Source organism: Bacteroides finegoldii DSM 17565 (genome assembly GCF_000156195.1).
In the GTDB taxonomy this organism is placed as follows: domain Bacteria; phylum Bacteroidota; class Bacteroidia; order Bacteroidales; family Bacteroidaceae; genus Bacteroides; species Bacteroides finegoldii.
In genome coordinates, this window is sequence record NZ_GG688320.1 from 13,667 (window position 1) to 27,237 (window position 13,571).

At 54.7% G+C, this 13,571-nt stretch carries 6 protein-coding genes; all 6 read right to left on the bottom strand.

The features are described 5' to 3' along the window. Positions 1 to 52 precede the first annotated feature (52 nt). The 6 genes from BACFIN_RS14265 to BACFIN_RS14245 all read right to left on the bottom strand — a co-directional run bounded on the left by BACFIN_RS14265 (position 53) and on the right by BACFIN_RS14245 (position 13,561). Entirely contained in the window at positions 53 to 295 is a 243-nt protein-coding gene (locus BACFIN_RS14265) for a hypothetical protein (protein ID WP_004326021.1), read from the bottom strand. A 179-nt stretch (positions 296 to 474) separates the two neighbouring features. Beyond that, the gene (locus BACFIN_RS14260) at positions 475 to 960 is read right to left on the bottom strand and encodes a DUF4376 domain-containing protein (RefSeq protein WP_005943907.1); all 486 of its coding nucleotides are present in this window, start codon (positions 958 to 960) and stop codon (positions 475 to 477) included. Further along, positions 957 to 2,261 carry a reverse transcriptase domain-containing protein gene (locus tag BACFIN_RS0219630; protein ID WP_005943911.1) on the bottom strand — a complete coding sequence of 435 codons (1,305 nt, stop codon included), beginning with the start codon at positions 2,259 to 2,261 and terminating at the stop codon, positions 957 to 959. Before BACFIN_RS0219630 ends, BACFIN_RS14260 begins: the two co-directional genes overlap by 4 nt. Positions 2,262 to 2,776: 515 nt before the next feature. Further along, a complete protein-coding gene (locus BACFIN_RS14255; RefSeq protein WP_007750678.1) occupies positions 2,777 to 9,496 on the bottom strand; it encodes a leucine-rich repeat domain-containing protein in 6,720 nt (2,239 codons plus the stop codon). Between the two features lie 13 nt (positions 9,497 to 9,509). Beyond that, positions 9,510 to 9,815, bottom strand: a complete 306-nt coding sequence (locus BACFIN_RS14250) for a hypothetical protein (protein ID WP_005943920.1) — start codon at positions 9,813 to 9,815, stop codon at positions 9,510 to 9,512. Between the two features lie 11 nt (positions 9,816 to 9,826). Further along, entirely contained in the window at positions 9,827 to 13,561 is a 3,735-nt protein-coding gene (locus tag BACFIN_RS14245; RefSeq protein WP_005943923.1) for a hypothetical protein, read from the bottom strand. Positions 13,562 to 13,571: the final 10 nt, after the last annotated feature.

A 13,571-nucleotide genomic window follows, 5' to 3' on the forward strand; every position in this document is an offset into this window, starting at 1 on the left:
ACACCCTAAAGATAAGGGGAAACGGCACTCCCTACGGCATAAAACAACCCGTTCACACTGCAAGCGTCTTGCAGTCGCTCTGGAACCGTTTCACCAAGGCATAAACCTTGCGTTCGCTCACCGAATACTTTTCGGACAATACGGCCACAGCATACGAGACTTTTTCACCTTGATCGAGTAGGCGGGTATAGTCCGCGTACAGGTCGATATACCGGGCATCTTCCAGACGGATGCCGGCCGCCTGAAGCCTTTTCAACAGCTCCCGGTTAAAGTTTAATATCTCAATCACTTTCATACAACAAAAAAATTATATCTTTGCATCGCCAATCATTTTTTAGACAACAAAAAAAACGTCAAACCGTGACAGAGGGTATTTGCCCCCGGTCGCGCGGTTTGGCGTTTCATGTTTATAAAAGTGATTGGCGTTACTTTTTAACAGGCCGGGGGCTTTTTTCTTATCCTCCCCCGAAGGATTTATTCCACCCGGTACTTCTCCGGATCAAAAGCGTCTTTCTTCCTCCAGCCGTCAGACAGCGTGTCCTGAACATGCTTCATGGCTTTCGTGTAGAAATCGGTCAGTTCCTCCAGTGTGACGAACTCCCGATATTGGGGAACCTCATCCGTACCGAACTTGAATGTCACGGGAAGCGTAGCACCACCAGTCTGTACGGCCAGATCATACGCTGCCTTATAATTGAACTGGTTTTCACTTGACAGCCATACCGGCATACCTTCATAGAGAAAACCGGAAAGTATCTCACGGTCAATTTGCTCATTATACCAGTCTGTAATGACGGACTTTATAGTATCCATGTGAGGTCTGCCGACAAAGCTTTCCTCCATATAGGAAGCGGATCCGTCTTCACGTTCCTGCACATCCCAGCGGATGCGCCATCTGTTGCGTGCCGGGCTCACGCACTCGATCAGTCTTATCCCGGATGTTCCTTCTACCCGTTTCATGTAAATATGTATTTAGTTCGACCTTTGCCGAAGGTTTCCGTCTTGATGGTGGTTTCGAACGGGAAGCCGTCCGGCATTTCCTTCACTTGCAAGAGGATGTTCTTCATCTCCTCGCTGTTGGTAAAGAACTTTTTCGGTTCGCCGTTCATCTCAATGGCCACGATACAGCGGTCCTCGCCCTGTTCGGTCTTGATGCCCGTCTCAAAGTCCTTCACAATAATCGGTAAGTTTACCAGTTCCCGGATGCTTACCACCACCCCGGGAAAACGTTTCTTGCCGTCCTCCGGCTTGTAGGAAACGTTCAAGTCTTTAAATGATCTCATGTCTTTGCCTGTTAATTTTTTAAACAACGTATGACAGTCGGCGTGCTTGGCCATCCCGTAGAACGACGCTATCAGCTCACGCCTCCTCCTTCTCGATTTTACCTCGTGCATTTTTCGGGCGAACTTCTGCTTGATGCGCTTGCGAATGCGGACATGGTCCGCACCGAAAGTCACATACCCCAGAAAGTCGATGCCCTCGCCCGGCGGGAACACGCGCTCGTTCCCCTTCACCAGGAGACCGGCACACTCCATGCGCCCGTGGACGGCATCACGAATCTTCCACAGTTCCGCTTTCGTTTTACCCAGTACGACGCCGTCATCACAATAGCGGTAGAAATGACGCACGGCATACCTGTCCTTCAGATAATGGTCCAGATACACAGACAAAAGCAAATTGCCCAGCCCCTGCGAGCTGCGCAGGCCGATACTCAGACCTTCAGGCATCAGGCGGACAAAGCTCTCCAGCATGGTCACGAGCTTTGCGTCCTTGAACACCCGGCTGACGCAATACATCACAAAATCCTGCTTCACGCTCTCGTAGAATTTGGTGATGTCAAACTTGTAACAGTAACGCGTACCATCAGGGTCCTCGGCCATGTCACGGCGGACATACGCCAGGAGGTCGTGCATACCCCGTCTCTTGATACTGGCGGAGGTGGTACGGATGAAACGTTTCCGCAGATGGCGGTCCACCACCGCCATGATGGCATGCACGGCGATGCGGTCCTTCATCGGGATCACCTGGATGCGGCGCAGCTTGCCGCCCTCGATGATCTCGCGTTCACGGTAGTCCTTCACGCGGAAAGTACCGGATGCGATCTGCGCGGCCAGCTCCTCCAACACCTCGGGCTTATGCGCGAGCAGATAGCCCCCCTGGCGGCTGCGTTTACGCTTGCTGCCGCGAAGGACCTGCCGGAAGGAAGCCTCCATGTTGGAAGGCTCCACGATCTCCTCGATGATATACCCAACCCTGCGCATAAATTACTGTTTATTGCTTTTAATACGGGGCCTTCAATCCCCCGGGCCCGGCTTCTTCGAACCGTTTCCGGCCTACCAAACCCTACCCGACACTTTATTTTTCAGTTTTCCGGCCCTTGCGGACCGCTGTTACTGCGGCTTGCCCCCCTCGGCACCACGGTGGGGACAAGTCCCCGGTGTTGTACGCCGATTAAAATTTCCTTTCGATTGTTGTTCAGACGAGAACCGATGTTCGTGTTCGTATTCGAGGAATCGTTGTTCGCATTCGACATCGAAACACCGCCATTCGGGTTCGCGTTGTTGTTGCCACGATAGACCACACGGCCTATGGGGAGGCGCCACCTTTCAAATGCAAAAGTACTATTTTCAAATTATTATTTAACAAACAGATACAAAACCTGACGTCAAAAAATATTTTTCGACGGGCTGACGCCCGTAATGAACGGCGTTCCCCTGCTCGGGGAACACCGGACGTTTTGTCGCTTCGCTCCCGCTTTGACGCTTTACGCGGCCGATCATGCAACCTCGCTTATCGCTTTAAACGCCACGGCGCTCGACGCCTTAACGAGCCGGCCGCGGAAGGCCAGACGAGAACCGATGATCGTGCTCGTATACGAGGAATCGTGGACCGCATTCGACATCGAAACACCGCCATTCGGGTTCGCGTCGCTGTAGCCACGATAGACCACACGGCCGGAGGCAGTGGATATGTAGTAGATGTCGCAGTAATTTGTCGAGGAGGAACCCGAAACGGAACCCACCGGAATCACGTCCATATATTTGCCATGCGCCACGGCGGTAATCCAGATACCGGAGCTCACGGAACCCTTAACCAGGCGGGTACTGCCGTCAGGCATCCAGATGCGCCACTTCCCGGAATTGCCCGTGTCATTAGGGAGGTCCACGCCGTCCATCATGTCATATTTATGACCATAGATGTCCTCGTAGCCAAGGCAGCAAATATTATTCACCTGCGTAACCGTGGCCCCGCCGTAGTCATCCTTCTCACGGTACCACGCATACTGGTGGACGGAGTTTTCTATCAGGCTGTTCGTCACATTAGGGTTGATTGAGGAGGCTTCCTCGTAGCCGATCGTGTCCGTCATCCCGCGGCTGGCAGTACCACCCGTAGTACGGTTGTTCGTGTGAGAGCCCGCGCCGCATTGTTCCTGGCTGTCACGACGACCGTACTTCGCGTAGAAAAGATTCGCGATGCGCGAGTGCATAAGGGCATCAATCTGCTGCATACCGCGCTGGACACTGTAATAGTGAAAATCAGCCCAGGTCATGCTCGCCGTAGTGCTCCCGCCGGTAATGCAGGCGCGAAGTTTGGAACCGACAACACTGCTGCCCACAACGGCACACAAGTGCTCGTCATTAGGCACCCATTCGGGTTCCATATCCTCGATCCTGTCACTGTTAGAAAGGACAACCTTATCGAACTCTGCCGTGTTCAGAATGGAGAAGTGAAGAGCAGTGGCACCCTCCGGAACATCGGCAATCAGGTACATACCGGCCTCGAACTTGTTGCTCAAGGTAGGGACGACGATTGAACTGATGACCGTGCCGGAATCGTCTGTGAAAATGCTTCCGACAAGGCTTGTACCGGGAACGCTCGGGAAACGCACACGCTTGTAACCGTCCACGTTCACCTTGCATACCGAATACGTACTGTCAGTACTGTAGCTGTTCGAAAGCGTATCCTTTCCGCTCATGATCTTACGACCGGAAAGATAACCGCCACTCGTGCCCTTAATGTCGTCAAGCGTAAGGACGTCAGCATCCGGAACGGAAGGCATGTTATCCGAACCGTTACTGCTGTAACAGGAGTAATGCTTGCCGTTCAGGTAATCATTGATACCCTTGCTCCAGAAGAAGGGCTCGTACATCATCCAGTCACCTTCAGTGCCGTCCAGTCTGGCAGCCGTGCCGTCGGCGTACTTGTTGCTGTCCGTGTCGTCCAGCGGGTAGTAGGTCATCTCACCGTCCAGGTTGTTCACCGTGGTATCAACGTTCGCCATGTTCACACCCCGCGTCGTCGCTTTTTTAGTCACTTTAGCAAGTACACGGTGACGCTGCTTCAGGATGGCGGAAATATGACCGCTCACCTCATACGCGTTGTCATACTTGTAGCCGGTACCGTTGTCAAGGTTGCTCACGTTCGCGTCATCCGATACCTCGTCGTCGAACTCGATCATCGTGTATTCCGGCTGCCGGATATTCAGTTCCGGGAAGTGCGCCTTCAGAGCGCTGTACGTATCGTCATCAATGTAGCGCGTGAGCTGTACCGTACCCACCAAAGCGCACGTGTCCGTAGTATTGCCATCGGAATCCACACCGCCCATCCCGACAAACTTATTCAGCCACGTACCGTCATCCTCGCGGTCAATACCGGTTACTCTGATACGTTCCACACCCGTGCAACGGCCCAGCAGGGTTTCCCAGTCAATACCTGGACAACTGTCAAAGATGAAGGTCTTCACCTTGCTGTAGCTTTCCAATGTCAGCCCGCCGGTGGTCAGTCTGCCCAGATATTCCAGACGGAGGCTGGTCAGTGTACCGGGAAGGTGGAGCAGCGTCACGGGAGAACCCTTGGCTAGCACCACGCTCTGCACCTGCGTACCGCGGGTCTCAAGTTCTTCCAGCTTGGTCTGCGCACTCAAATCCAGCTCGGTACTGGTACTTCCCCCGGTTTTCGCCTGTGCCTGGTTACGAAGGTTGAGTTTACGTAGCTGCTTGCAGTTGCCGATGTTCAACCACCAGCCGGTACTGCCGTTGCCGGAACTTTGAAGGTTCAGTTCGCGCAGCACGGTACATTTGCCCAGGTCGAAAGCGTTTTTCAGGTGGTCGGCGGCCCCGCTCATATCCAGCACCTTCATACGGCTCGCGCCATAAACCCTCAAGGGATCGTTCACCGTATAGGCACCGGTGATGGAAAGGCTCGCAGCCGCATCTTTCTTGATGATGCCGGTATTCCCTATATTCGGACTGTTGTTCGTACCGTAGCCGAAAGCATAAACCTCGTTGGCCGTAATCTTCAGCACGTCGGGGGTGTCAGCAGCCGTACGTGCCAGATAGAGGTCGATGTTGTCACTGGTGAAATTGCTCGTGCCGTACTTGGCATCCAGAAGGGCGAAACGATTACGCACGAAATATTCACGGTGCGCACGGTTACTGCCCTGAAGGGCGTAGATGAACGGCCACACCTTGCCGTACATCTCCTGCGTGGCGGGCAGGATGTACTTCAGCTCGCCGCTCTTGTTATAGGCACGGTCGCACCAGTTGCCCGCCTGCTCCACGTTCAGCATGTCCAGGACACGGCTGGTGGTAAGTACACCGCGAAGAGCCTGCGCCTGTGTCTTCAGGTCAGCGTCCAGGTTGGCCAGAACGAGGTTCCAAAGCCAGCTGTCACGGCCTTCAAAGGCATATTTCCCGGCCTCGGCATCATAAGTGTCGCGGTCGGTGGTGTAGTCATACACCAGGAAACAGTCGTTGCGTTTTCCCATCTGGGTATCACCGTCGTAGTAGGTGATGTACCATATCAGGCCGTCCCACGTGCGCAGCATCATGTTCTTCGCACGCTGGTCAACGGCAAGGAAATAGTCCGTCCAGAGGTAATACGTCAGCAGGAAAGCCTTGTCGAAATAGTCACTTATCTCGTCCCTGAACTTCTCGCTCTTAAAAGTGGAGAGGTCGGCGCTCGTCGCACCGTCCGGAACACACGAGCGTATCCATGCGTACAACCGTTTCACGGCCGTACGCTGCGACTCGTCAAGGCCCGCCCATTTCACATCATCCGGAACGTTGGTCTCGGCACCGGCATCAAACACCTCCTCCAGATGAGCGTCACTTGTGGTCTTGAAAAGGCACATGGCCTCGGTATTGTTCAGCATTTCCAGAGTGAGGGGACAGGCAGGATCGTAACCCTCCACGCCACTAAGGCCGAACAGGTCGCCGCTCTTGCTTTTCTCGTTGTTGAAGTTGTACTGCCCCACATAGTCGTTCTCGCCGTCCTCCGCAGCCGCCACAAACATGTCGATAGGCACACCGTCGATAGCGGTACGCACGGTGACCGCGTTCAAATCGCTGCCGCCCGTCTCGTACTGGTAACGCTGCGGAGGGGTGAGAAGCCCCATCTCCTTCAGCACGTCGTTGAACAGTTTGGCACCGCCTGTGTTCAGCGACATGGACGAGTCGGAATAATCACTCTTCAGACAGATCAGGTTCATGGCGATGCCACCGGGACGGACGGGATATTTCTTTTCCGCCTGCTCCTTGCCGCCAACGGTGAAGCTAAGGTTCGTGCCGCCCTTGCTGATATAGATACGGATGTTCTTGCTCGGATATTTCGTGGAACTGGTACCCTGAATACGGATATAACAGTCACGAAGCACGAAGTCGTATTCGGATCCGAAAGGGGAGTAATAGAAGATATCAGCCGAAAAGTCCGTCTTCTTGTTGTTCTCGGCATACACGTCATCGAGCTTGTTCTGGCGCACGATACGCAGCACCCCCTTGCCCTTGGCACGCAGCTTGTCCATATCCACAGTGTCGGTATCACCCAGGATATCGTTCTCTTCGTACAGCGCGATCATCTCCTCACCGTCCACACTGTCCACCATCCGGTTCTCCAGTTCCTCGTCGTCACTCAACCGGCGGGTATAGATACGCACGCTCTTTACCTCCACGTCCGCCCCGGCGCTGTCAATGGTGATATATTTCGGATTGTCCTGGCGGAAGCTGAAGGCGTTGTCGTAGATGTCGGCACCGGTACGGTTGCCGTCCACATAAAGCTCCATCAGACGGCTCTCATTGCGGGTACCCACCATGAGGGCCACCTTGATCCACCGGTCTTCCACATAATTCGTGCCCAGCTTGATCTCACGCTCCACCAGCTCGTCGTCCTCGTTGGTATAGGACACTTTCTCACCGGTCTTGAAACTCGCTTCCGAAGGGGTGATATAAAGCCCCTTGCCACTGTCGAGACAGTCCACAACTGCGGTATCGCTGTCAGTGGGATTGCTTACCCGGAGGGTCAGTTCAATGGTCAGCCCCGTACTTTTCACATCGGTGGCAAAGGGCCGGTAGCCGATGACGGCTTTCGCACCGTTGGTCAGCTTCAGCGCCTCACCCGTCCAGCCGTTGCTGCTCCAGTCAAAACCCTCGAACGTGGTCTCCACGCCGTTCGACTCCCATGTTCCGGGGTTACTCTCCCCGTTGCTGCGACCCGCCGCGTCAAGCTTGACCGCTAGGCCGTAGGTGGCCTCGCTGATATCGATACCGCTCTCACCCACGTCGATGCGCAAAGTGTACCCGGTCGGACCGGCTTTCAGGACAAGCGTCTGCGTGCCTTCCTCGGTAAACCGGTTACTGTAGGTCATCATGCTGCGGGAAGCGCTCACGGTACTGCTCTTGACGCCGTTTTTCCAGAACTCCACTTCAGCGGGCACACGGTCGGGATCATAGGCCACCCAGTCGAAAGTGAGCTTCTCGTAGCGGCCGGCTTCAAGGACCGGCTCCAGATGCTCGTCCCGTCCGAGGACATGCCCGTCGGCATGAATGAGCTTCAAACCGATGAAGGGCGCGCCGGTTCCGGCCTTCAGCAGGTCGATATGGATGCTCTCGCTTTTCAGCGTGAGGTCGTCAGTTTCCATCTCGGCCACCAGCTGGGCGGTATGCCGCCCCACGGACAGGCCGGTCATGGAAACCTCGAAACTGCCGTTCGTCGTGCCGCTGCGGGTGACCGTATGCGCGTTCTGCTGTACACCGTCCACGTACAGGCTGACGGTTTTCGTGCCGGTACCGCTCACGGCGTAGGGTATACTCGCGGAATCATAGGTACCGTAACCGCCGTTCTGGATGGTGGCCGCCAGGTTGTAACCGCAGGAAAGGGACAGGGTGACGCTCTTCACGCTCACGTACGCCTGCTTCTTCTGCGCCTTACCCGTGGTGGGATCGGTAGTCTCGGCAATGACGTAGATATCGCTCGTGCCCACCAGCAGGTATTTGGTCAGGTCAAGGGTATAGGTACCCTTGCTCACTTCCTTCAGCGAGGAGGAATAAGTGGTGGTCGTCCCGCGCTTCACCTGGATGGTGACGGTCGCTTTCTGTCCGGTACTGCTACCCTTGTCATCACCGCCGGCAACCTGGTGGTCATAGGTATAGGTAAGTTTCACCGCTCCGCCTTCCTTCACGGTTTTCTTGTCGGTCTCGGCAAGCAGCACGATCTTGGTGGTGGAGGACTCACCGCCGCCACCGCTGCCGGCCGGGATGTCAACGCTCGCGATCTCCGCCCCGCTCTTGTTGGTCAGCGCAAGGCGGACACTGCTCTCGTCGTCGCTCACTTCCGCGCTCATGCCGAACACGGTACCGGCTTCCACCTCCTGGAATTTGGCGGCGACGGTCTTGTTCTGGACGGGATTGGTACTGTCAGCATCCAGGCTCTCGTCCACTTCCAGCTTGTCGATGGTCAGATCCACGTTGCCCTCGCTGTCGGGAACTTTCTTCTCGCCGTTCACCGTCAGGCTCTTCATCGTTCCGGCACCGCCGAAGTCCTCCCAGCTCGCCTCCTGCTCCCAGCTCGACAGACTTGTCCCCACGAACTGTTTGGTCTCCCATTTGCCCTGCGAGACTTCATAGGTGATGCAACGGCCCTTGTAACGGTATTTCTCATCCACGGCACCGATCGCGGAGGAAAGGACATAATAACCGCTCTCCAAAGGGACTTCCGCCGTCACATTATACGTGTTACCGCCACCACCCGTACCACCGGGAATATCAACGGAGGCAATCTCCGTCCCGGTCTTCCCCAGCAGGGTGAGTTTCACCGTGTCGTTCTCCTCATCAGGGACGGCCGTCATGCCACCGACCAAACCGTCGTTCACACCGGCGGCGGCATCCTCCGCCTGTTTCGCAGCCGCGGATGCCGCTGCCGCGGCGGAATTTGCAGTTTCAGCAGCCTGATTGGCGGTACCGGCCGCATCAGACGCCATACCCGCAGCTTTATTCGCCAAAGCCGCAGCATTATCCGCTTTCGTGGCAGACGCATTCGCCGTGGCAGCGGCATCATCGGCCGGTTTACGCAAAAGGGTAAGCGGAGCACTCACCAGCTCACTGCCGCGAAGGGCGGGGAGACTTTTGATATTGTCAAGGGAGCTGACCTCCACAAGTTCATCAACGCTCTGGCTCTCGGCCTTGATAGCGTTCAGGATCTCCTGTTTTTCCGCATTTGTCATGGCTAATCCTCCATTACCCTTCTATCTGTTTCACTATTTGGGAATAACAGCCCGGAGTAAGACCGGTAACAGCTTCCTTTATCAAAACCGCATCCTCCGATGTCAGATCCACATCCGCATCGGAACCCATAATCCTCATGCAAAGACTGTAAGCATGTAATTTCTTTTCATTATCCGTCTGAATATTACCGCTCGGACGGAAACCGGTACCGTTGAACAGGCACTGGGAGACTATGACTCCCATACACTGGGGTTTCTTATCAATCAACAGCACGCTACCGTCGAAATCCTTAAAATACACATTAAAATTTACTTTCATATCCTTTATTTTTAGATATATGTCATCTTAACGACAATTCCATTAACAACCTCAAGGGTATAGTTATAAGTTATAAAATCACTCTTTACAGCCCACTGGAAGGTACCTGAAACACCCTTTCGGTAACTGTATGTCCCATCGCTGGCCAGGCTCCATCCCGTACCGTAATTGTTCGACAGGATATCACCACAATACACCGCCCCGTTCACATGCACACCACCGTCAAAATAGCCGGCATAAGTATTGGCACTGATAGGATAGCTCTGACCAGAGGACTTGCTGGAGGCATAGATAGCGGCACCACCCAGATTCGAGCCTACGGCCTTGACACCGAACCGTCCCTGCGTGGCGGCATTAAAGGACACATCCACAATACCCTCCATGTCCGTTTGTGAGACACCAAGTTTCAGACTGCGGGAATCATTGCCGAAATAATCACCGGCTTTCCAGTACAACCGTCCGGAATCAATCGTAAAACCGCCGATTTTACCCTCATAGGCATACACTGTACCGTAAATCTTGGCGTTGCGCGTCTCAATACTACCGTCTTCCAGAATCTTGAAATTATCATTAGCCGTAACAAGCCCCTCCAAAGTGATATTATCGCCCTTGATTTTTACGCCGTCACCCCCAACACCTACAAGGGATTTCAAATTTCCATCACCGTCAATGGCATACAACCCGGAATATTTGGAAGTAACCATCAGGCCGGTCTCTTCCAGCAGGTTCTCGTCTTTGTCGAACACCGCCGCCGAAATCTTTACCAGACGCTCCGACTGCTCGAAAAGGGTTTTATAACGGTGTGTCAGGGATTCCACACGGTCGGTGCTCAATATGAGCATATACAGGTAAATATCACCGGTAAAACTCAATTTAAAATCACCTGTACCGTTCCAGAGTCCGCTACAGGTGTACTGTACGTACCCGTCGGTCGCGGACAGTTCTTCCTCCACCTCCATGCTGTTGAAATTGGCAAAGCCTGTCTTATCCACACCCACAAACTCCACACGCAGCGTGCCGGCCTTGGCACAGCGGTAAAAGAAAGTCAGGAACACCGGGACGGCTTCCTTCTCCCCACTGTCATTTTCAGGCATGGAGGGAATACTTTTCAGGTTCTCACGTTTCTGGAGGATGTACTTGTTACGAATCCGGACAACCGTACGGCCGTCATCCTCGGTCACGCTCGCGCTGTCACCCTTCCTCGTCAAGACGTTACCGTTCGCCCAGATCCACCGGTTGCCCACAAGGAAGAACACGGTCTCGTTCTCCGTGTTCCACTTCATAAGGCCGTCATCAAAGGCGGGGTTATTCAGGTAGCCGCGCTCGGTGGCGAAGTCATTCCGCAGGGCGGTGACGGAACTGACGATTTTCCCCTCGACTATCTCGAACTTCGTCTTGATATCCTCGCCCGTTACCAGAAGGAACGTACCACGCAGGTAGGCGTTGTCGCTGTACAGGCCATCACCGTGAGGCTGGTTGTCTGAAGGGAACCAGTCGTCACTGATACCGTCAAGGTTGCCCAGACGGGCACGCAGGCAGCCGGTGAAGTTCTTCGCCTTCACCACGTCCATCACGTCCACACGGGGCTGCCCGTCCTCGGTGGCGGAGATCAGGATCAGGTTCTGGCGCAACGGATTCTCCGTGTTGCCCATCAGCACGCACTCGTCACCAGCCTCCGGAAGGGAAGCGCCGAACTCGTCCTCGCCCACGATGATGGAACCACCCTCCACGCCGGTCACCTCAACCCAATAGCTTTTCAAATTCCCGCCGCTGAAGGTCTGGCAGCGCATGAGGTCATGGGCCACGAAAGTGTTCTCCTGCTCGAAGGTGATCCTCCAGTAACCGCCCTCAAGAACAGCGGTCTTTATTTTCCCGTTGGCGGCACTGACACAAAGCTGGCCGCCGACGCTGCGTACCTTCTCGATAAGCAGCTCCAATACTACCATGACCTGGCGTACCGTCAGCTTGTCGATGGTCAGATGGGACAAAGCGTCCTCCATCCAGAGCCGCCAGCCCTCACCGAAAAGACCGTCCACGAATTTCGGACTGCGAAGAAGCTCACGCACGACAAGGGTCAGCAACTCGGCATTGCCCTTGTCATCAATACCCGCATTATCCTCCTGTCCGAAAGAGGCTCCCGCTTCGAAGGTGATCTTCCCCTTTGCACGGTCATTCTTTTTTTTGCTGATGTGTTCCGCCTGGCTTCTCCGCGCAGAAAAAAGATTGTTGTCCGTAGGCAGTGTCTTGTCCCAGCTACGGATAATGTCAGGAAGCGCGGTACCCTCCGCCTTTGACTTCGTATAGTTTTTCAGTTCCCCGATACTGTCATTCACCCGTTCAAACGCACCACTATGCAGGGCATCGCTGATCTCGATGTCCATCTCCCCGGGTTGGTTCACCTTCCGGGTAATTTTCGTGATACGGCTGCTGCGATAACCGGTTTCGGGGAAATACTCCTCGCTTTCAAGTCTCACACGGCGGCCTACGGACAGGGAAACACCGTTCTCCTCAATCCACACATGGTCAGTCGGGGCCTTGTAAACGGCAAGATCCTGCCAGTGTTCGGTATTGAACTGTTCCACCGCCGTAAGAAACTCCTCCTCGGCAAGCGGGTAATATTCGTCCGGCATACGGATATTCCAGAGAATATAACGGTCACCGGATTTCGGGACAAGTTTGCCGCCGGGGAGTTGCGTGTCATCATCATAGGGCCATATCGTAATAATCTCGAACTCACGGGTGGCACTGTTGAAATTCACCTCGAAACAGTGGTCCTCACCCTGCCCCAGTCCGGAAAGGTCACCGTCCTGGAACGATACACGTTTGGTCTCGTCGGGCAGCTCGTAATCGTTCGGATCGAAGTTCAGGCTGTCGTCCCTGAAATAATAGACCGTGAAAGGGTTGCCGTCGTCATCTTTCACATCTTCGCTGCGCACACTGCTGACAGCCCCGATCCTGCGGGGATAAATGCCGCTGAAGGCGTCTTGCTCGTAACGGTCATAGATGCCGTACTCCTCCGTATGTATCTCGACATATTGCCTGCCCCCCGGAAGCATCAGGCGGCTATGCCCGTATTTTGACGGATCTATGTTCCGCGTGCTGCCTACCGGGAACAACCGGGTATAAAAATTGTCGGTACCCGTCGTGTCGCGTTCGATTCCGGTCAGTCCCTTCCCGTAGCCCAGCGTTATTTCCTCGCCATGCTCACACCGGCACACGTTCACGGTCTGGCCTTCCACCCACCATTCAGCCTGCCCGCCGACCGCTTCGGCTATCTCTTTCAGGGCTTCGTTGCAGTACTTCCCCTCGTAATCGATGACGATAAGGTCCGTACCGTCCACCCGCCCCACTTTCCAGTCGGTGGTGTGGTTCATTCCGTCATTGATACACTTCACGATCATGGCCACGTGTTCACGCGGAGTCGCTGTCAGCGTGAACACAGGCTCGGTGTTCCCGTCGGTGGTCTCCAGCACAAGAAAACGTCTCACCAGGCTCTCGATGCCGTAAAACTTCAAATCATATACCCACTCCTGGCCGCTCTTCTGCTTCGGGGCGTACCGTTCGGTCAGCCAGTAGCGCTCACCCTCAAAGTCCACCCGGTCATTCACGTCCAGGGCGATATATTCGTAATGCGTGAAAGAGAGTGTCAGGACATTGTCACCCTGTACCTCCTTCACCTGGGTGGAGCTGTCACCCGCCTCTATATCGGTCCGTCTGTTGCCGTTGCTGTCATAGATGGTCAGCATGTCTGTATCT

Excerpts from the sequence above, each read along its gene's own strand:
- BACFIN_RS14260 (WP_005943907.1), bottom strand. The coding sequence starts at position 960 with ATGAAACGGGTAGAAGGAACATCCGGGATAAGACTGATCGAGTGCGTG.
- BACFIN_RS14255 (WP_007750678.1), bottom strand. The coding sequence starts at position 9,496 with ATGACAAATGCGGAAAAACAGGAGATCCTGAACGCTATCAAGGCCGAG.
- BACFIN_RS14250 (WP_005943920.1), bottom strand. The coding sequence starts at position 9,815 with ATGAAAGTAAATTTTAATGTGTATTTTAAGGATTTCGACGGTAGCGTG.
- BACFIN_RS0219630 (WP_005943911.1), bottom strand. The coding sequence starts at position 2,261 with ATGCGCAGGGTTGGGTATATCATCGAGGAGATCGTGGAGCCTTCCAAC.
- BACFIN_RS14265 (WP_004326021.1), bottom strand. The coding sequence starts at position 295 with ATGAAAGTGATTGAGATATTAAACTTTAACCGGGAGCTGTTGAAAAGG.
- BACFIN_RS14245 (WP_005943923.1), bottom strand. The coding sequence starts at position 13,561 with ATGCTGACCATCTATGACAGCAACGGCAACAGACGGACCGATATAGAG.